Source organism: Lottiidibacillus patelloidae (assembly GCF_002262935.1).
Classification (GTDB): domain Bacteria; phylum Bacillota; class Bacilli; order Bacillales; family SA5d-4; genus Lottiidibacillus; species Lottiidibacillus patelloidae.
In genome coordinates, this window is record NZ_NPIA01000014.1 from 1 (window position 1) to 16,972 (window position 16,972).

Annotated in this window: 18 protein-coding genes; 12 read left to right on the forward strand and 6 right to left on the reverse strand. The window is 36.0% G+C overall.

Annotation, left to right across the window (positions count from 1 at the left end; translation table 11 throughout):
* Positions 1 to 94 precede the first annotated feature (94 nt).
* Positions 95 to 1,159: an NAD(P)/FAD-dependent oxidoreductase gene (locus CIB95_RS15695; protein WP_094926703.1), complete on the reverse strand. Its 1,065-nt coding sequence runs from the start codon at positions 1,157 to 1,159 to the stop codon at positions 95 to 97.
* Between the two features lie 189 nt (positions 1,160 to 1,348).
* Here CIB95_RS15695 and CIB95_RS15700 point away from each other — a divergent pair, with 189 nt between their 5' ends.
* The 3 genes from CIB95_RS15700 (at position 1,349) to dapF (ending at position 4,079) form a co-directional block, all read left to right on the forward strand.
* Positions 1,349 to 1,585: a YuzB family protein gene (locus CIB95_RS15700; RefSeq protein WP_094926705.1), complete on the forward strand. Its 237-nt coding sequence runs from the start codon at positions 1,349 to 1,351 to the stop codon at positions 1,583 to 1,585.
* A 256-nt stretch (positions 1,586 to 1,841) separates the two neighbouring features.
* Complete coding sequence (locus CIB95_RS15705) at positions 1,842 to 3,059, forward strand: NupC/NupG family nucleoside CNT transporter (RefSeq protein WP_094926707.1); 1,218 nt, start codon at positions 1,842 to 1,844, stop codon at positions 3,057 to 3,059.
* A 162-nt stretch (positions 3,060 to 3,221) separates the two neighbouring features.
* Positions 3,222 to 4,079 (forward strand): diaminopimelate epimerase, encoded by an 858-nt coding sequence (gene dapF, locus CIB95_RS15710; RefSeq protein ID WP_094926709.1) that lies wholly within the window; start codon positions 3,222 to 3,224, stop codon positions 4,077 to 4,079.
* A gap of 38 nt (positions 4,080 to 4,117) precedes the next feature.
* On the opposite strand, the gene mqnE is transcribed toward dapF, so the two are convergent.
* On the reverse strand, positions 4,118 to 5,212 hold the full coding sequence (mqnE, locus tag CIB95_RS15715; RefSeq protein ID WP_094926711.1) for an aminofutalosine synthase MqnE: 1,095 nt from the start codon (positions 5,210 to 5,212) through the stop codon (positions 4,118 to 4,120).
* Positions 5,213 to 5,516: 304 nt separating this feature from the next.
* Between mqnE and CIB95_RS15720 the strand changes: the two genes are divergently transcribed.
* Positions 5,517 to 5,693, forward strand: a complete 177-nt coding sequence (locus CIB95_RS15720; protein ID WP_094926713.1) for an aspartyl-phosphate phosphatase Spo0E family protein — start codon at positions 5,517 to 5,519, stop codon at positions 5,691 to 5,693.
* 63 nt (positions 5,694 to 5,756) lie between these two features.
* Positions 5,757 to 6,131 carry a HesB/IscA family protein gene (locus CIB95_RS15725; RefSeq protein WP_408607243.1) on the forward strand — a complete coding sequence of 125 codons (375 nt, stop codon included), beginning with the start codon at positions 5,757 to 5,759 and terminating at the stop codon, positions 6,129 to 6,131.
* Positions 6,132 to 6,238: 107 nt separating this feature from the next.
* Here the strand turns inward: CIB95_RS15725 and CIB95_RS15730 are convergent, their stop codons facing one another.
* The 3 genes from CIB95_RS15730 to CIB95_RS15740 all read right to left on the reverse strand — a co-directional run bounded on the left by CIB95_RS15730 (position 6,239) and on the right by CIB95_RS15740 (position 9,282).
* Complete coding sequence (locus CIB95_RS15730; protein ID WP_094926715.1) at positions 6,239 to 7,663, reverse strand: flotillin family protein; 1,425 nt, start codon at positions 7,661 to 7,663, stop codon at positions 6,239 to 6,241.
* 21 nt (positions 7,664 to 7,684) lie between these two features.
* The gene (locus CIB95_RS15735) at positions 7,685 to 8,182 is read right to left on the reverse strand and encodes an NfeD family protein (RefSeq protein ID WP_094926717.1); all 498 of its coding nucleotides are present in this window, start codon (positions 8,180 to 8,182) and stop codon (positions 7,685 to 7,687) included.
* 107 nt (positions 8,183 to 8,289) lie between these two features.
* Complete coding sequence (locus tag CIB95_RS15740) at positions 8,290 to 9,282, reverse strand: NAD(P)/FAD-dependent oxidoreductase (protein WP_094926719.1); 993 nt, start codon at positions 9,280 to 9,282, stop codon at positions 8,290 to 8,292.
* Positions 9,283 to 9,546: 264 nt separating this feature from the next.
* Between CIB95_RS15740 and CIB95_RS15745 the strand changes: the two genes are divergently transcribed.
* The 4 genes from CIB95_RS15745 to CIB95_RS15760 all read left to right on the forward strand — a co-directional run bounded on the left by CIB95_RS15745 (position 9,547) and on the right by CIB95_RS15760 (position 12,494).
* Positions 9,547 to 10,770, forward strand: coding sequence for an NAD(P)/FAD-dependent oxidoreductase (locus tag CIB95_RS15745; protein ID WP_198949217.1), 1,224 nt, complete (start codon positions 9,547 to 9,549; stop codon positions 10,768 to 10,770).
* Between the two features lie 63 nt (positions 10,771 to 10,833).
* Positions 10,834 to 11,313: an NUDIX hydrolase gene (locus CIB95_RS15750; protein ID WP_094926723.1), complete on the forward strand. Its 480-nt coding sequence runs from the start codon at positions 10,834 to 10,836 to the stop codon at positions 11,311 to 11,313.
* 67 nt (positions 11,314 to 11,380) lie between these two features.
* Positions 11,381 to 11,704 (forward strand): YuiB family protein, encoded by a 324-nt coding sequence (locus CIB95_RS15755; protein WP_094926725.1) that lies wholly within the window; start codon positions 11,381 to 11,383, stop codon positions 11,702 to 11,704.
* Between the two features lie 85 nt (positions 11,705 to 11,789).
* Positions 11,790 to 12,494 carry a 3D domain-containing protein gene (locus CIB95_RS15760; protein WP_094926727.1) on the forward strand — a complete coding sequence of 235 codons (705 nt, stop codon included), beginning with the start codon at positions 11,790 to 11,792 and terminating at the stop codon, positions 12,492 to 12,494.
* A gap of 44 nt (positions 12,495 to 12,538) precedes the next feature.
* Here CIB95_RS15760 and CIB95_RS15765 read toward each other — a convergent pair whose 3' ends face one another.
* Complete coding sequence (locus tag CIB95_RS15765) at positions 12,539 to 13,348, reverse strand: cobalamin-binding protein (protein WP_094926729.1); 810 nt, start codon at positions 13,346 to 13,348, stop codon at positions 12,539 to 12,541.
* Positions 13,349 to 13,427: 79 nt separating this feature from the next.
* On the opposite strand from CIB95_RS15765, the gene CIB95_RS15770 reads away from it, so the two are divergent.
* The 3 genes from CIB95_RS15770 (at position 13,428) to CIB95_RS15780 (ending at position 16,850) form a co-directional block, all read left to right on the forward strand.
* Entirely contained in the window at positions 13,428 to 13,811 is a 384-nt protein-coding gene (locus tag CIB95_RS15770) for a DUF309 domain-containing protein (RefSeq protein ID WP_094926730.1), read from the forward strand.
* Between the two features lie 75 nt (positions 13,812 to 13,886).
* Positions 13,887 to 15,380: a leucyl aminopeptidase gene (locus CIB95_RS15775; protein WP_094926735.1), complete on the forward strand. Its 1,494-nt coding sequence runs from the start codon at positions 13,887 to 13,889 to the stop codon at positions 15,378 to 15,380.
* A gap of 150 nt (positions 15,381 to 15,530) precedes the next feature.
* A complete protein-coding gene (locus CIB95_RS15780; protein ID WP_094926732.1) occupies positions 15,531 to 16,850 on the forward strand; it encodes a Na+/H+ antiporter family protein in 1,320 nt (439 codons plus the stop codon).
* Positions 16,851 to 16,972: the final 122 nt, after the last annotated feature.

The following is a 16,972-nucleotide window of genomic DNA, read 5'->3' on the forward strand; positions in this document are numbered from 1 at the left end:
AAGTCAACATCAACTCGTAATACTCGTTGTGTTTCCTTTATCTCAAACAAAGTGCTCCAGAATTTATGGCGCTAAGCGGGAGCTTCAGCTTTTCTTAGCCATTCTGATACTTCGAACGCCATAATACGCCTGATTTTAATAGGCGAGGGACACGACCAGTAATAGAAGTTGATCCCATTAAACCAAAACCATGCTTTTTACCTAAAGAACCTAGTACACCTTTAAGTTTAATTTGTGGAAGTGGCTCTAGAGGTTCGCCTTTCCATAAAGCTTGTAATACAGTGACAATTTGTTCGCCTTGCGCTTGTGCCAATTGACCAGATGGTGGATGTGGTAAGCTCGCGCAATCTCCACAAACAAATACTCTCTCGTCACCAGGCAGGTGATGGTGATCAGTGACAATTAAACGACCAGAATTATCTTTTTCTATATCTAAATCTCGAACGATTTTATTTGGTTGGATTCCAGCAGTCCAAACAATCGCGTCACAATAGATAGCTTCGTCATGGTTGTATAACATGTTCGGTTCTACTTTTGTAATATTAGAATTGTTAACAACTTCAACGCCATGCTCTGTAAACCATGATTGTACATATTTACTAAGTTTCTTCGAGAACATGGAAAGAATCATATCACCACGGTCAAATAACTTTATCGTTAAATCTGGTCTACTTTCACGAAGCTCACTTGCAACTTCTACACCACTTAACCCGGCTCCAACGATACCGACAACACCATTAGGTGGAACATTGTTTAACGCTTTATATGCTTCACGTGTTTGGTCAACAGATTGCAAACTTAATGTATGCACATCTGCACCAGGGACATTATGATATTTATCTTCACAACCTAATCCAATAATTAAGTAATCGTATGAAAGTGGCTCTTCATTCTTCATTTCTACTTGTTTATTTTCTAAATTAAGTTTAGTAACTTCACCGTACTTTATCGTTAAACGAGGATCATTCGGAAAAGGTACACGAATATGCTGTTCCGAAATCGTACCAGCGGCTAACGCATAATATTCAGTTTTTAAGCAATGAAATGGCAAACGATCAATTAATGTAACTTCGATATGATCGGGAAGTGAACCGCTAAATAATCGTTGCAATATTCTCATGCCACCATAACCGCCACCTAAAACGATTAGTCTTTTCATAAGTAATTCCCCTTTTCTATTATACCCGTACCGCTTTTTATTTAAGTGAAAAAAGCGACAAAAACAGACAATATAAAGTATAACTAAGAGTAGTCCTTTTAACAACTATTGTTTGACGAAATACATAAAAATCAGTAGGATAAAAAAGAGTGAAATTTGTCATTTTCCCTCTAGATTGGAGTGAATAAATTGAAACCGATCATTGAATTTTGTATTAGTAACTTAGCGAACGGTTCACATAAAGCAATGCAAGTGTTAGAAAGAGATCCGAATATGGATGTTCTAGAGTATAGTTGTCTAAGCTATTGCACGAAATGTGCTCAGTCTCTTTTTGCCCTCGTTAATGGTGATGTTGTGACAGGCGATACTCCAGAACAATTAGTAGATAATATATATCAACATTTAGAAGAGAATCCAATGTTTTAAACCATACAATTATGTGTGGTTTTTTTCTTATATAACGAAGTGTAGAAGTAGCAACTTTTTCCTAATATCACTTTGAATTTGTCTAAAATGTGAAGAATATATATTTTTTATGTCTATTGGTAATATTTATTTTGCCATATCCCTTGAAATATTATGTCGAAATTTGTTAGAGTATATTTTGTCTTATCAGAGATTAGATGTCAGACGTCCTATTTGTAAGCGATGTCACATAATACAACTAGAAGAGGTGCACAACATGAATATATTATGGGGAATAGGCGGTATGTTGTTCTTATTTGCCGTTGCATTTTTATTTTCATCGAATCGTAAAGCTATTAACTGGCGTACGATCTTAGGTGGATTAGCAATTCAAGTTACTTTTGCTTTTATCGTTTTAGAGTGGGCATTCGGTCGTAAAATGCTGCAAAAAGCATCAGAGAAAGTACAAAATGTGATTAACTATGCGAATGAAGGAACAAACTTCCTGTTCGGTGGATTATTCCAAGCGGAAAATATCGGGTTTGTATTCGCCTTTCAAGTATTAACAGTTATTATTTTCTTTTCTTCTTTAATCGCAGTTCTTTATTACTTAGGAATTATGCAAATTATTATAAAATTATTAGGTGGAGCCCTTTCTTGGTTACTAGGAACGAGTAAAGCGGAATCACTTTCAGCAACAGCTAACATTTTCGTTGGTCAAACAGAAGCACCATTAGTTGTTCGTCCTTATATTAATCGGATGACGAATTCTGAATTATTTGCAGTAATGACTGGTGGTTTAGCATCTGTTGCTGGATCTGTATTAGTCGGTTATGCATTACTAGGTGTACCTTTAGAATATCTATTAGCAGCAAGTTTTATGGCTGCACCAGCAGGTTTAGTAATGGCAAAGATGTTAATGCCAGAAACAGAAGTACCTGAGACAAATAAAGCTATTAAAATGGAAAAAGATGCAGATACTGTAAACGTTGTTGACGCAGCTGCTCGTGGGGCATCTGAAGGTTTAAAGTTAGCATTAAACGTTGGGGCAATGTTACTTGCATTTGTAGCCTTAATTGCTTTAATTAATGGTATTTTAGGTGGAATCGGTGGTTGGTTCGGACATGGTGACCTTTCGTTAAATCTTATTTTAGGTTATCTATTTGCACCAGTAGCATTCATCATCGGTGTTCCTTGGAGTGAAGCAGTTATTGCTGGAGGGCTTCTTGGAGAAAAACTAGTTCTAAATGAATTTTTTGCTTACTTGAATTTTGCTCCGATGATTGGTGAACTTTCAGTTAAAACGACAGCAATTATTTCATTTGCTTTATGTGGATTTGCTAACCTTTCTTCATTAGCAATTTTATTAGGTGGATTAGGTGGTATGGCACCGGAACGTCGTCCACATATCGCGAAGTTTGGAGTACGTGCAATTTTAGCAGGAACTTTAGCTAACTTATTAAGTGCAGTAATTGCAGGAATGTTTATATTTTAATTACAAAAAACTCCCGAGATTTTATGTCTCGGGAGTTTTTTGTTTCATATAGAGAAACGGGGGATATAAACAGTATGGACAATGACTGCACATCTTATACAACAATTACTAATTAAATGATAATATAATAGGAAATAAATATCGGATATCGGAGGATAACGAATGAATACTATTAAATTTACAAAGATGCACGGATTAGGAAACAACTATATATATATTAATTGCTTTGAAGAAACGTTAAGGGAAGAGGAATTATCGTCGTTAGCTATTTCATTAGCAGATCAAAACCGTGGAATTGGTTCTGATGGAATGATCTTAATTTGCCCTTCTGCAACTGCTGAAGTGAAAATGCGCATATTTAATAGCGATGGGTCTGAAGGGAAAAATTGCGGAAATGGGCTTCGCTGTGTTGCAAAGTATGCTTATGAAAATAATCTTGTAAATACAGATAAGTTTTATATTGAAACATTAGGTGGAATTGTTCAAGCGCATGTTCATAATGAAGGGAAAGAAGTTTCCAAAATTACAGTTGATATGGGGATGCCTCGTCTAAAGAAAAAAGATTTACCGATGGAAGGTCTAGCCGATTCCGAAATTATCAATGAAGAAATAGTAGTAGGGGATGAACAGTTGCTTTTAACAGGAGTATCCATGGGCAACCCACATGGTGTTATTTTTGTAGATGACATTAACAAGGCACCAGTTACTTCAATAGGTCCGATGATTGAAAAAATGCCCATTTTCCCAGAAGGAATCAATGTAGAATTCGTTGAAGTTACGAGTGAGACAGAAATGCATTTTCGAGTATGGGAGCGGGGCTCTGGAGTAACACAAGCTTGTGGTACTGGAGCGTGTGCAGCGGTAGTAGCGGCTTCTTTGCATGGGAAAGTAAGACAAGGAGAAGACGTGACAGTTCATTTACTTGGTGGAGATCTAATTATTAACTGGACGGAAGATGGGAATGTATTAATGACCGGCCCTGCAGAAACGATTTGTGATGGGGTATATTATATGAAATAAACAAACGCTGTTGCCTAAGCAACAGCGTTATTTTTAACTTAATAAGTTTTAATGACGTTATAGAAAGTATCTCTCTCTACAGGAGTTTTTCCTGCTGTTTTAATTAAGTGAATTAACTCGTCGCGAGTGATTCCTTGCGAAGTTAACGCACCAGCAGCATGTGAAATACGTTCTTCAATTAACGTTCCGTGAATATCACTTGATCCAAATGCTAACGCCATTTGTGTTAATTGAACACCGATATTGATCCAATAAGCTTTAATGTGGTCGAAGTTGTCCAACATTAAGCGGCTGATCGCCATCGTACGCATGTCATCATAAGCAGAAGTTCGACGCTTTAATCCAGCATTTGCATTTTTCGGCTGAACTGCAAGTGGAATAAATACCATAAAGCCATTCGTTTTGTCTTGCAATTGACGAAGGCGATCCATATGAATTAAGCGCTCTTCTTTCGTTTCAATAGAACCGTAAAGCATTGTAGCGTGAGTTTTTAGTCCAAGTCCGTGAGCAATTTCATGTGCTTCTAACCACTGATCTGTTGAAGCCTTATCAGGGCTCATCTTTTCACGGTAGCGTTCCGTTAATATTTCCGCACCACCACCAGGAAGTGTATCTAAACCTGCTTTAACTAGTTCCTCTAAAACTTCTTTCATCGTTAACCCAGAAATACGAGCGAAGAATTCAATTTCCGCACCTGTATATGCTTTTACCGTACATTGTGGGTAATTTTTCTTAAGGATACGAATGGTATCTAAGTAATAGTCAAAAGGAACTTCAGCATTATGACCACCTACAATGTGGAACTCACGAATATTATCATTCCATCGTGTTTCAACATAGTGTAATAGTGCAGCCTCATCCATTGTATAAGCGCCTTCTTCACCAGGCTTACGCTTAAATCCGCAGAACGAGCAACTTGCTTCACATACATTTGTCGGGTTAATATACATGTTTTCAATAAAGTAAACGTTGTTACCGTTTTTCTTCATGTTAACTTCATTAGCGAGCTGAGCTATTGTAAGTAGATCTGGAGACTCATATAAATAGAGACCATCTTCTATTGTAAGGCGTTCCCCTTTTTTTACTTTCTCTGCTATTTCTAGCATTTTCTTATCTTCTGTTAATGTAATCATTTCGTACCTCCCCATTATTTAAAACGTACGGATTAACGTTATAATAAACAATTTAATAGTTTTAAAAAAACATATTGTTTTCATTATGATTAGTTATTTTATCTACATATAAGTAAATAGAAAACACTATTTTTATTATATGCTCATTTTTCATATGTAGCAAGGAAGGTAACTCATATCTTAAATTGTACGGAATTCGACAAAAAAAGTAAAAAAAAGACAAAAATATTCATATCATATTAATATCGAGTACGTTAAAATAGAAAATACGTAGTTAAGCATACTAAAAAACTGGGTGAAAAAGATGTCGAGTAATGATGAACTGATAGAAAGACAAATAAATGAAAAAATAGAAGAGTTGCGAGCTAAGATGATACAAGCAGCAAATGAAAAAGGGATGAATCACCCTTCTGTGATTGAATGTAGTAAGCAGTTGGATGAATGTATGAATCAGTTATTAAGAAAGAAAATGAGTTGTTAATTCCTTTAAGTTGAGTTAGTTGAGTATATTCTCTCAGCGTCGTATACTATAAAAAAGTGAACGATGAAAGGAGTGTTTCTTTTGATAATAATTACTGAAGCAGCAGCAAGTCGCATTCAAGAGATGAAGGAAGCAGAAGAAAGCAAAGGCGAACTTTATCTTCGTGTTGGTGTAAAAGGTGGAGGGTGCAGTGGCCTTACTTACGGAATGGGATTTGACTCGGAAGTAAAAGAAGAAGATACGACATTTGAACAAAATGGAATAAATGTTGTCGTTGATCAAGAGAGCTCAAAAATATTAGAAGGTGTTGTTATTGATTTTAAACAATCAATGATGGGTGGAGGGTTTACTATCGAAAACCCTAATGCGATTGCAAATTGTGGTTGCGGAACATCATTCCGTACAGCAGAAAATGCAGGAACACCAGAAGAGTGTTAACAATTTAAAATATTTTAGTTCAATTATATCCTTCTCATATAGATGAGAAGGTTTTTTTTTACATAAATAAACCCCAGCTAAAGAATAATAGCAGGGGTTTAATATATTTATTGATCTAATTTCTTAGGAGTATTATTTTCTTTACGGTTTTCTGCTAAGTTGGCAAGCATTTGATTTAAATCGACACCAGTAAGTGCACCAACTGTTTCAGGAAGTTTTCCAAGTAAATCTGTTACATAACCAGTTACTTTATTTGCGCCCCCACCTGGGTTACTACCAGAGTCAATGACAACAAGCTTTTCAGTTTGTGATAAAGGCTGTGCAATAGCACCAGCAATTTCTGGGAACTTTTCCACTAACATTTCCGCAATAGCAGCTTCGCCATATTTTTTCATTGCTTCAGCAATCGCGTCTTTTGCTTCTGCTTCTGCGAGACCTTTTTGACGAATAACTTCTGCTTGCGCATGACCTTCTACTTTTTCTTTTTCCGCTTTTGCTTGACCTTCTAGTTTGATACTTTCAGCAAGTGCCTCAGCATCACGAACTTTGCGGTTTTTATCTGCCTCAGCTGCTTGTTCAACGGCATAACGATCTGCATCCGCTTTTTTCTTTACTTCAGCATCGTATTGTTTTTCACGACGCAAAATTTCTTTTTCTTCAATTTCTATTTGTTTTTGTCTTTCAACTAAGTCAATTTGCATCTCTTGCTCTTTAACTTCCTGTAATGTTCTTGCTTCTTGAAGCTTATATGCAAGTTCTGCTTCGGCTTTTTTCTGATCTTGTTCTTTCTTAAATGCCGCTTTTTTAACTTCCATTTCTTTTTCAGCTTCAGCAACATTTGTATCTGCGATATAGTCCGCTTTTTTTCCTTCTTCACGAGCTTTTGCTTGTGCAATTATTGTGTCTCGCTCATTATCTGCAGTGGCGATGGCTGCATTTCGTTTTACTACTTCAATTTGCGGTACACCTAATGCGTCTAAATAACCGTTTTTATCTTTTACATTTTTAATTGTAAAGGAAACTATATGTAATCCCATTTTCTTTAAATCTGTAGCGGCAACGCTTTGGACTCTTTGCGCAAATTCATCACGGTTTTGATAAATGTTTTCAACAGTCATTTGTCCTAATATAGCGCGGAGATGGCCTTCTAAAGTTTCATTGGCAATATAGTTAATTTGATCTTGCTTACCTAAAAATTGTTCGGCAGCAGTCGTGATATCATCAATTTCACCATTGATTTTTATTTGTGCAACACCGTCTACCATAATTGGTACACCTTGTTTTGTATATACTTCAGGAGTTGCTACAGAAATTGTATGTACTTGCAAAGAAATGTTTTCATGTTGTTGGATAATTGGGAAAACGAAACTACCACCTGCTTTAACTACTTTAATGCCGCCTTTTGTGCCAGCACCAGTAATAATCATCGCTTCATCTGCACCTACTGTTCGATAGATCTTTGCTAAAAATGTTCCTAAAATAAAAAGTACTAATAAAAGAATACCTGGTATTAAAAATGTAGATAGCTCCATAAATGTTCCCCTTTTCTGTTTCTATTTTTCTAGTTTATCAACGACAAATATATTATCGTTAATCTCTTTTATAATGACAGTTTCATTTTGCGCAATTTTTCCGCTTGCGCGAGCAGGCGAGCTATAGCGATAGCCATTTTGATTGTAAGTAATCTCACCTAAGCCGTTAGTAGGAATCGGGATTATAACCGTTGCTTCTTTTCCAATCATCTCTTTCGCTTTGCCAACGGAGTTTTGCTGGATTTTCTTCAACGGAATTGCAATTAAAAAGACCATCAACAATGCTGCCAGTAGGCCTAGAGAAATACTAGTTGCAAAAATGACATGTCCAGCTGCTGTTGTTGCTTTTTCCATCGTAAATCCAGTCCCGCCAAATGCCGTGAAAAAAGTGGCCAGAGTTAACGGGGAGAGGATAGGAATGTCATGAAAACTAAATTCAAAATCAAATATTTCGCCAATTGCAAACTGCAAGATAAAATAACCGATTCCTAATATAAGAGCCATTAAAAACAAATCCATTTAGTCCATCTCCTAACAGGCAAAAAGTAAGCCACCTATTTTTAGGCGGCTCTCTTTTCTTTTTGCAATGAGGTGCCAGGCACTTGTGGCCCAGCCTCATCTTTTATTTAGAATAAGCTAGTACTATGAAGAGGTTGAACGCGAGCTTTCGGATCGATATAAGCTTTTGCATTGTTAACAGCTGTAGGTGCTTCCCCAAACCCAGCAGCAATTAATTTAACTTTTCCTTCATATGTACAAATGTCACCAGCAGCATAGATGCCTGCGATATTCGTTTCCATTTTTGAATTAACTACGATGGAGTTTTTCTTAATATCTAAGCCCCATTCCTTAATTGGACCTAATGATGAAACGAATCCATAATTGACGATTACATCATCAACGTCCATGGAAAAACCTTCATTATCTTTTGTCCCTTCAAGAACGACAGTATTAATTTTTTCGTCATCACCAATAAGTTCACAAATGTTGTATGGCGTTTTAACATCAACTTTTGATTTCATTAATAATTCAACGCTATGCTCATGTGCACGGAATTTATCACGACGATGAACGAGTGTTACTTTTTCAGCGATAGGTTCAAGCATTAAAGCCCAATCTACAGCGGAATCTCCACCACCACTTACTAAAACTCTTTTCCCTGCATACTTATTTAAATCATTTACAAAGTATGAAAGATTTTTTCCTTCATATTGTGGTGCGTTTTCTGTTTCTAATCTTCTAGGTTGGAATGCTCCGACGCCGGCTGTAATAATGATTGTTTTTGAGTAGTGGATCTCTGAGTTAGTGGTTAATTTAAATGTACCGTCTTCTAGCTTTTCTACTTTTTCAACGGATTGCTCTAAAGAAGTTGTCGGATTAAATTGGAAGGCTTGTTCTTTTAAATTATCAATTAATTCTTGTGCTCGTACTTTTGGAAAACCTGCAACGTCATAAATATACTTTTCTGGATATAACGCTGATAATTGTCCACCGAGTTGTGGCATACTCTCAATAATTTTGACACTGGCCTGTCTCATTCCGCCATAAAAGGCTGTAAATAAGCCACACGGCCCACCACCGATAATCGTAATATCATATATTTTTTTGTCTTCTTTCAAGATGCATCCCCCTCTTTGTAGTTGGAAAATTCTATAATATAAATTTTACCAAAAAAGAAGAAGAAGGGAAAGAAAATTCTAATGAATCAGATTTTTTGGACTTCATTTCTTCCTTGAAAATTTGTACTAAAACGAATAAGATTGTATACGGGTATAAATTTGACGATTTTGCGACAATTTATTCGTAACTAATGTTAATAGATGCGTCTGTCCAGATATCGTTTTCTGTTCGGTGTGAACATTAAATAAAAGGTGAAGGTGGATGTGATTAGCTTGAATAAACCAAAGATTTTAGTTTTAGGTGCCGGTTATGGCGGAATAATGACTACAGTTAATTTACAAAAAATGTTGGGTAGAGATGACGCACAAATTACACTTGTAAATAAACATAATTACCATTATCAAACTACTTGGTTACATGAAAATGCAGCAGGGACATTGCATCATGACAATACTCGTATTCCAATAGATGAAGTTATTAATAAGAACAAAGTTAACTTTATCGTAGACACAGTTAAAGAAATTAAACATGAAGATAAGACGGTTGTTCTTGAGGGTGGAGATACACTTACATACGATTATTTAGTAGTTGGTCTAGGTTTTGAACCGGCAACTTTCGGTATCCCAGGCATTAAAGAACATGCTTTCAGTATTACTAGTATTAATGCTGCTCGTAAAATTAAGGCTCATATTGAGTATATGTTTGCAACTTACAGTGCTTCAAAAGAAAAGCGTGATGAATTATTAACGTTTATCGTTGGTGGTGCTGGATTTACAGGAATTGAATTCCTAGGTGAACTTGCAAACCGTGTACCTGAACTTTGTAAAGAATACGATGTACCACGTGAAAAAGTTCGTATTATCTGTGTTGAAGCAGGACCTGGAGCACTACCAGGGTTTGATCCAGAGCTAGTAGAATACGCAGTTAACTTACTTGAGCGTAAAGGTGTCGAATTTAAGATTGGTACTGCGATTAAGGAAGTACAAGAAGATGGGGTAGTTCTTTCTAAAGGTGAAGACATGGAAGAAGTGAAGTCAGGCACAATCGTATGGTCTGCAGGTGTCCAAGGCAGTCCTGTTTGTGAAGCGGCAGATATTGGCGCTATGCGTGGTCGTGTAAAAGTTAATGCTGACATGCGTGCTCCGGGGCATGACGATATTTTCGTAGTCGGTGATTGTGCACTAATCATCAATGAAGAAATTGATCGCCCATATCCACCAACTGCACAAATTGCGATGCAACAAGGTGTAATCGTTGCGAAAAACATTAAAGCATTAATTAACGGTGAAAATACGAAAACATTTAAACCTGATATTAAGGGTACAGTTGCATCATTAGGAGAAGGCGAAGCAATCGGATTAGTCTTTGGACGAAAGTATTTCGGTGGTACTGCTTCATTCTTGAAAAAAATGATCGATAACCGCTACTTATTCTTATTAGGTGGAATTGGGCTAGTACTTAAAAAAGGGAAGTTAAAATTCTTCTAATTTTATGGTGTAATAAAGAGTAAGGAGTATTCCTTGCTCTTTTTTCTTTTTTAAGGAGGATTTATGTTGAAGCGAGAACATGTCTGGTTAGGTGTATCTGGTATCGTCGAATGTAATGGGCGCTGGCTAGTAGTGAAAAAAGCGTATAGTGGCTTAAAAGGGAAGTGGTCCTTTCCAGCTGGATTTGTAGATCCAGGGGAAACAGTTGACCAAGCTGTCGTAAGAGAAATAAAAGAGGAAACTGGAGTAAAAGCAAAAATCAAAGATATAATAGGAGTTCGCTCTGGTGTAATTAAAAATAAGATCAGTGATAATTTAATTCTCTTTTACTTGGAAGCAGATTGCTGTGATATTAAGGTAAGTGAAAGAGAAATAGAAACAGCTGCTTTTTTAACTCGAGAAGAATTAATCAATGATATAAACTCTTCCTTGTTAGTGAAAGAATACGCACAATCATTTGGAGATAATGAGCAATTTGTCATGCAAGATTTAAACCCTGGTGATCATTTTAACTATACGAGGTATAAGTTGTTTAAAAAATAGGTAAAAAGAGTTTATTGACGAATCGCGCTCGTTTTTTTACACTTACAATGACGCGGAGGTGAAAGATATGTCTTTAGCACAGTTATTTGTATCAATGTTATTATTTATTGTTTTATTTTTTGGTATTGGTTTTATTTTAAATATGCTATTACGTTCGACATGGATTATGTCACTTATATATCCTATTATCGTTATTTTTATTGTTGATAAAGCGGAAATTAGATTTTATGATTATTTTATTAATCCTACAACTGCGTTCCCTTCACTTTTCAAAAAAATGGGTGCACTTCAATTTACAGATGCACTTATATTATCAATGGGCTTATTAGGTGCTATTTTATCTGGTATCGCTATCCGAATGTTACGAACACGTGGCTATCGAATGTTCTAAAAACTCCTCTATTTATACGAGGAGTTTTTTTACATATGTATAAATAGTTTTATAATTGGGAAGATTTATACGCGAGAGGTGAATCTTGCGTATGCTAAGAACTATTATTAGAAGAAGCTTTATAACCTTATTATTTATTACTGCACTATTTGTTACGTTACATTCAATTTCAGGTGTAAGTGCAGAAGATGTGGTGAATTGGATGGAAGAGCAGCCAGTATATAAAAACTGGTCTGGAAAAACGATTACTATTTCAAATCACCAACAAAAACAGTCTGTACTAATTCCAAAAGTACTTCCTTCCATTGAGTCGGAGAAAAAGACACTATCAGTTGAAATTGTAAATAATGCTTCAAGTATGAAAGTCAACATAGATTTTAGTAAATATCCTGTAGCTACCGTCGTTGCAACAGGTTATACAGCAGGAGTTGAATCAACAGGTAAAACACCAGATCATCCCCAATATGGCATAACGAGATCAGGTGTAAAAGTGAAGCGGGATTTATATTCAACAATCGCTGCTGATACTTCAATCTTCCCAATAGGAACTATTTTATTTGTCCCTGGTTATGGGTATGGTGTCGTTGCTGATACTGGTTCGGCAATCAAAGGGTATAAAATAGATTTATATTATGAAACTGTAGAAGAAGTCTATGAAAATTGGGGTAAGAAAGTTCTAGACGTTTATGTCATTGAAAAAGGAAATGGCTCATTAACGGAAGAGGTTTTAAAACAGTTAAATGAAAATGAAGAAATGCAAGTGTTCCGGCAGGAGTTATTTCCTCAATAAAAAGTAGCGTTTCAGTGTGATAGCTGAAACGCTTTTTTGATTTTTTAGCGTAATAATGGGTCCTCATCAGTATAAGGAGGGTATAAATTTGGGTGCAGTAAAGAAGCTACTTTCCTCAAACCATGCAAAAGGCGAGGGGAAGGGCGGCAAAATAACGCTTCTTCCATAGGATAAATCATTTCATTTTGCACACATTTCAATGTTGAAGACTGCTCCCGCTTTTTAATTAAAGCTGGTTTCATGTTCTTTTCTTCTATTCCAACCCAAACTAAGCAAAATACATCGGGCTCTTTTTTTAGAATTTCAGCCCAAACTGGCTGATAACTAGCTACGTTTTGGTCTGAGAATATATTTTCTCCACCGGCAAGTTCGCTTATTTCGGTGAGCCAGTTTATTTTTCCTGGTGTGAAGAGTGGTTTTGGCCACCATTCCCAATAGATAGATTTTCTATTTGTGATAGTGCTGGAAATGTTTTTATAGAAACTGACGAAATCGTCATAAAGTTTTATCACTTCCATTGCTTTTTCATCACTATTAGTTAACTTTCCTAATGTTAATAAATCATTTCGTATATCGTCTAGTGATTGCGGATTAAAAATGACGTGTGGAATATTCCTCTTTTTTAACTCCTCAACATTTTTCTCCATCCCTGGTACACTTAAAGAAGCTAGCACTAGATCTGGTTTTAATTCTTCTACTTTATCCATATTAATATTTAAATCAGGTCCTAGTTTTGGAAGTTTTGTTACACTAGAAGGCCAATCGGAAAAATCATCGACACTAACTAGGTGCTCCGTTAAGCCTAAGTAGTAGACAAGTTCTGTATTACTTGGGCATATTGAAATAAGACGCATGAAAACCATTCCTTTCATTTATCGCTACATACTACATTCTTTTTTATTTGTTAATTTTCCTTTTCAAGGAGGCTGAAATATGTCAGGTTCTTATTATCCAGAAGAATATTATGAGTTTTTTATATTATTTAACGAAGGTGACTATTACACTTGTCATGATTTATTAGAAGAAATATGGATGACAGATAAAGATAACTATTTTTTAAAAGGGTTATTACAAATGACGGTTGCGATTTACCATTATGAATATGGCAATGTAAAAGGTGCAAGAGCAATGATGCAAGCAGCTCATACTTATTTGCAGCAATATCGCCCAAGGTTTTGGGATTTAAATCTAGAAGAAGTTTATCCTTTTATTGAGCAATGCTTGGAGATTTTTCCGAAAGAGATAGAACGAGTTCCATATGAGGAGGCGAGTAGTCTGCCAAGTATTCCGAGGCTTTACTTGTATTTAGAAGATTAGTGGCTCGAAATAAATTGGTAGGTCATGTATAATGGAAATATTGAAAAAAATGTATAGTATGGGGGAAGAAATATGTTGTTTACAGTAAAAAATCAAAGTGAATTAACAGCAGAGAATGAAGCGCTAGTCGTTGGACTTTTTGAAGATGACAAAGACAATCCGATCGTAACTGAAATAGATACTGCCTTAAATGGTGCTATTTCTGAAATGATTAAAGAAGGCGAAATTAAGACTGCATACAAAAATGTTTCAAAAGTACATACACTAGGTAATTATGTTGTAAAGCGAGTTTATTTTGTAGGGTTAGGGAAAAAAGAACAATTAACATTCAGTAAGCTAAGAGATGCTTTTGGGAAAACAGCAAAGACATTACAAAAAGATCGTCTTGTCAAAGTAGCTATGGCTTTTGATACTTTCCTAGCTGAAGAGGGACACCAATATGATACAGCACAGGCATTAGCTGAAGGAACAGATTTAGCTACATATGAAGTAGTAGACTATAAAAATAAGAGCAATCAAGTGGAGAAAAAACTTTCAGAAATTGTTGTCTTAACAGAAAGTGGTTCTGAGGAAGTAGAATTAGCGATGCAAGTTGGTACAGCATATGCGAAAGGAACAAATACGGCTCGTTCGTTAGTAAACATGCCGGCAAATATTTTAACACCGACAGAATTAGCTAACCAAGCGAAAGAAATTGCTGATACATATGGCTTTGAATATTCTGTGTTAGAAAAAGAAGACATGGAAGAGTTAGGGATGGGCGCATTCTTAGCAGTTAATCAAGGTTCAGTCGAACGTCCGAAAATGATCGTTCTTAAATATAAAGGAAAAGATGACTGGGAAGATGTAATCGGATTAGTCGGAAAAGGTATTACTTATGATACTGGTGGATACTCATTAAAGCCGAGAGATGGAATGGTCGGCATGAAAACAGACATGGGTGGAGCAGCTACTGTTTTAGGTGCAATGGAAGTTATCGGTCAATTACGTCCTGAGAAAAACGTTTTATGTGTAATTCCGTCAACTGACAATATGGTATCTGGTAATGCATTTAAGCCAGATGATGTTATTACTGCCATGAGTGGAAAGACAATCGAAGTATTAAATACAGATGCTGAAGGGCGTTTAGTTTTAGCTGATGCAATAACGTATGCAAAGCAATTAGGAGCGGATCAATTAGTTGATGTTGCTACGTTAACTGGAGGAGTTTTAGTTGCACTTGGTGACCAAGTTACAGGTGCAATTACAAATAACGAAGAGTTATATGAAGAAGTTGTTCATGCTTCATATGAAACTGGTGAATTAGTTTGGTTATTACCTTCTTACGATCACTTTAAGGAAAAGATTCGAAAAAGTGATGTAGCCGATATTAACAACTCGCCTGGTCGCCTCGGCCATGCAATCTTTGGTGGACTATTTATTGGTGAATTTGTTGAAGATACGCCATGGGTACATCTTGATATTGCTGGTACTTCGACAACAAGTGCTGCAACAGATTTAGGACCTAAAGGTGCTACTGGTGCAATGGTAAGAACATTAGCTACATTAGTTGATCGTTTAAGTGAATAAAAAACTAGTATTTAAAAAATCTACTTCCAACACTAGGAAGTAGATTTTTTGTTTTTCTGTTGACATGCCCATATTATCGATGTTAAGTTATTTAACATATTAACGCTTTAGTTAAATAAAGTAATGAAGTGTATAAATAGGGGGATCATCATGAATGCAGTTATCGTAGCAGTTTTAGCAATGCTTATTTTAAGTTTATTGCGCGTCAATGTTGTTGTCGCATTAATAATTGGGGCAATCGCAGGCGGGCTTGCTGGAGGTTTAGGGTTTGAAGAAACAATCTCAGTATTTAGTGGAGGTTTAGGTGGAAGTGCAAGTATTGCTTTAAGTTATGCATTACTTGGAGCATTTGCAGTAGCTATTTCCAAAACGGGGTTACCAGACTTACTAGTTAATCTAGCTTTAAAAGTAGTTTCAGCAAAACAAGATAGTAAAAGAAAAGCATTATCAAAAACTTTAATACTATTAATTATTTTAACAATATCAATCTTTTCACAAAATGTTATTCCAGTACACATTGCGTTTATACCAATTTTAATACCACCATTATTAAAAGTATTTAATGAATTGAAAATAGATCGTCGACTTATTGCGTCTGTTATTACATTTGGTTTAACAGCACCATATATTTTATTACCTGTCGGTTTCGGAGCAATTTTCCAAGATATTATTAAAACGAATATGGCTGAAAGTGGACTAATCCTGCAAGGGGAGTCAATACCATTGGCAATGCTAATTCCGACAGCTGGTTTAGTTGTAGGTTTACTTATAGCAATCTTCTTTTCTTATCGTAAGGACAGAAATTATGAAACGATTGATTTAGTAGAAGAAAATAATGAAGGAAATGATTTTCCTAAAAAGGGCATTGGCTTCGCAGTTCTTTCCGTAGTAGCTGCATTAGTAGCGCAATTACAAACAGATTCAATGATTATTGGTGCATTATTTGGACTAGCTGTTATTTACTTAAGTGGTTCAATTAACTGGAAAGAAGCAGATGATTTAACAACAATAGGTATGAAAATGATGGCTTTCATCGGTTTTGTTATGATTGCTGCCTCTGGCTTTGCAGCAGTAGTAAGAGAAACTGGGGATGTTGGTAGATTAGTAGATAATGTTGCAGATATGATTGCTGGCAATCAAGCAGTCGCAGCTATCGTAATGTTACTTGTCGGATTGTTAATTACGATGGGTATTGGAACATCATTTGGAACGATTCCTATTATCGCATCCATTTATGTACCTCTAGGAGTTGCGGTCGGTTTCTCGCCGATGGCTATCATCGCCCTAATTGGTACAGCGGCAGCATTAGGTGATGCTGGTTCACCTGCTTCCGACAGTACGTTAGGACCAACGTCTGGTTTAAATGCAGACGGACAACAAAACCACATTTGGGATACTTGTGTACCGACATTTATTCACTATAATATTCCGCTCATTATCTTCGGATGGATTGCAGCGATGGTATTATAAGTCATGAAAAAAGACTCTCAATTTGGTGGTGACCCCTAAAAGTTAGAGTTTATATTATGCAGCTGATTGGCTGGTTAAAGTGCGGTATTGTATTGGACTTAAACCAGCCAATTTTACTTTTA

Coding starts and splice junctions, on each gene's coding strand:
- CIB95_RS15695 (WP_094926703.1), bottom strand. CDS start 1,159: ATGAAAAGACTAATCGTTTTAGGTGGCGGTTATGGTGGCATGAGAATA.
- CIB95_RS15705 (WP_094926707.1), top strand. CDS start 1,842: ATGAATATATTATGGGGAATAGGCGGTATGTTGTTCTTATTTGCCGTT.
- dapF (WP_094926709.1), top strand. CDS start 3,222: ATGAATACTATTAAATTTACAAAGATGCACGGATTAGGAAACAACTAT.
- mqnE (WP_094926711.1), bottom strand. CDS start 5,212: ATGATTACATTAACAGAAGATAAGAAAATGCTAGAAATAGCAGAGAAA.
- CIB95_RS15720 (WP_094926713.1), top strand. CDS start 5,517: ATGTCGAGTAATGATGAACTGATAGAAAGACAAATAAATGAAAAAATA.
- CIB95_RS15725 (WP_408607243.1), top strand. CDS start 5,757: ATGAAAGGAGTGTTTCTTTTGATAATAATTACTGAAGCAGCAGCAAGT.
- CIB95_RS15730 (WP_094926715.1), bottom strand. CDS start 7,663: ATGGAGCTATCTACATTTTTAATACCAGGTATTCTTTTATTAGTACTT.
- CIB95_RS15735 (WP_094926717.1), bottom strand. CDS start 8,182: ATGGATTTGTTTTTAATGGCTCTTATATTAGGAATCGGTTATTTTATC.
- CIB95_RS15750 (WP_094926723.1), top strand. CDS start 10,834: ATGTTGAAGCGAGAACATGTCTGGTTAGGTGTATCTGGTATCGTCGAA.
- CIB95_RS15755 (WP_094926725.1), top strand. CDS start 11,381: ATGTCTTTAGCACAGTTATTTGTATCAATGTTATTATTTATTGTTTTA.
- CIB95_RS15765 (WP_094926729.1), bottom strand. CDS start 13,348: ATGCGTCTTATTTCAATATGCCCAAGTAATACAGAACTTGTCTACTAC.
- CIB95_RS15770 (WP_094926730.1), top strand. CDS start 13,428: ATGTCAGGTTCTTATTATCCAGAAGAATATTATGAGTTTTTTATATTA.
- CIB95_RS15780 (WP_094926732.1), top strand. CDS start 15,531: ATGAATGCAGTTATCGTAGCAGTTTTAGCAATGCTTATTTTAAGTTTA.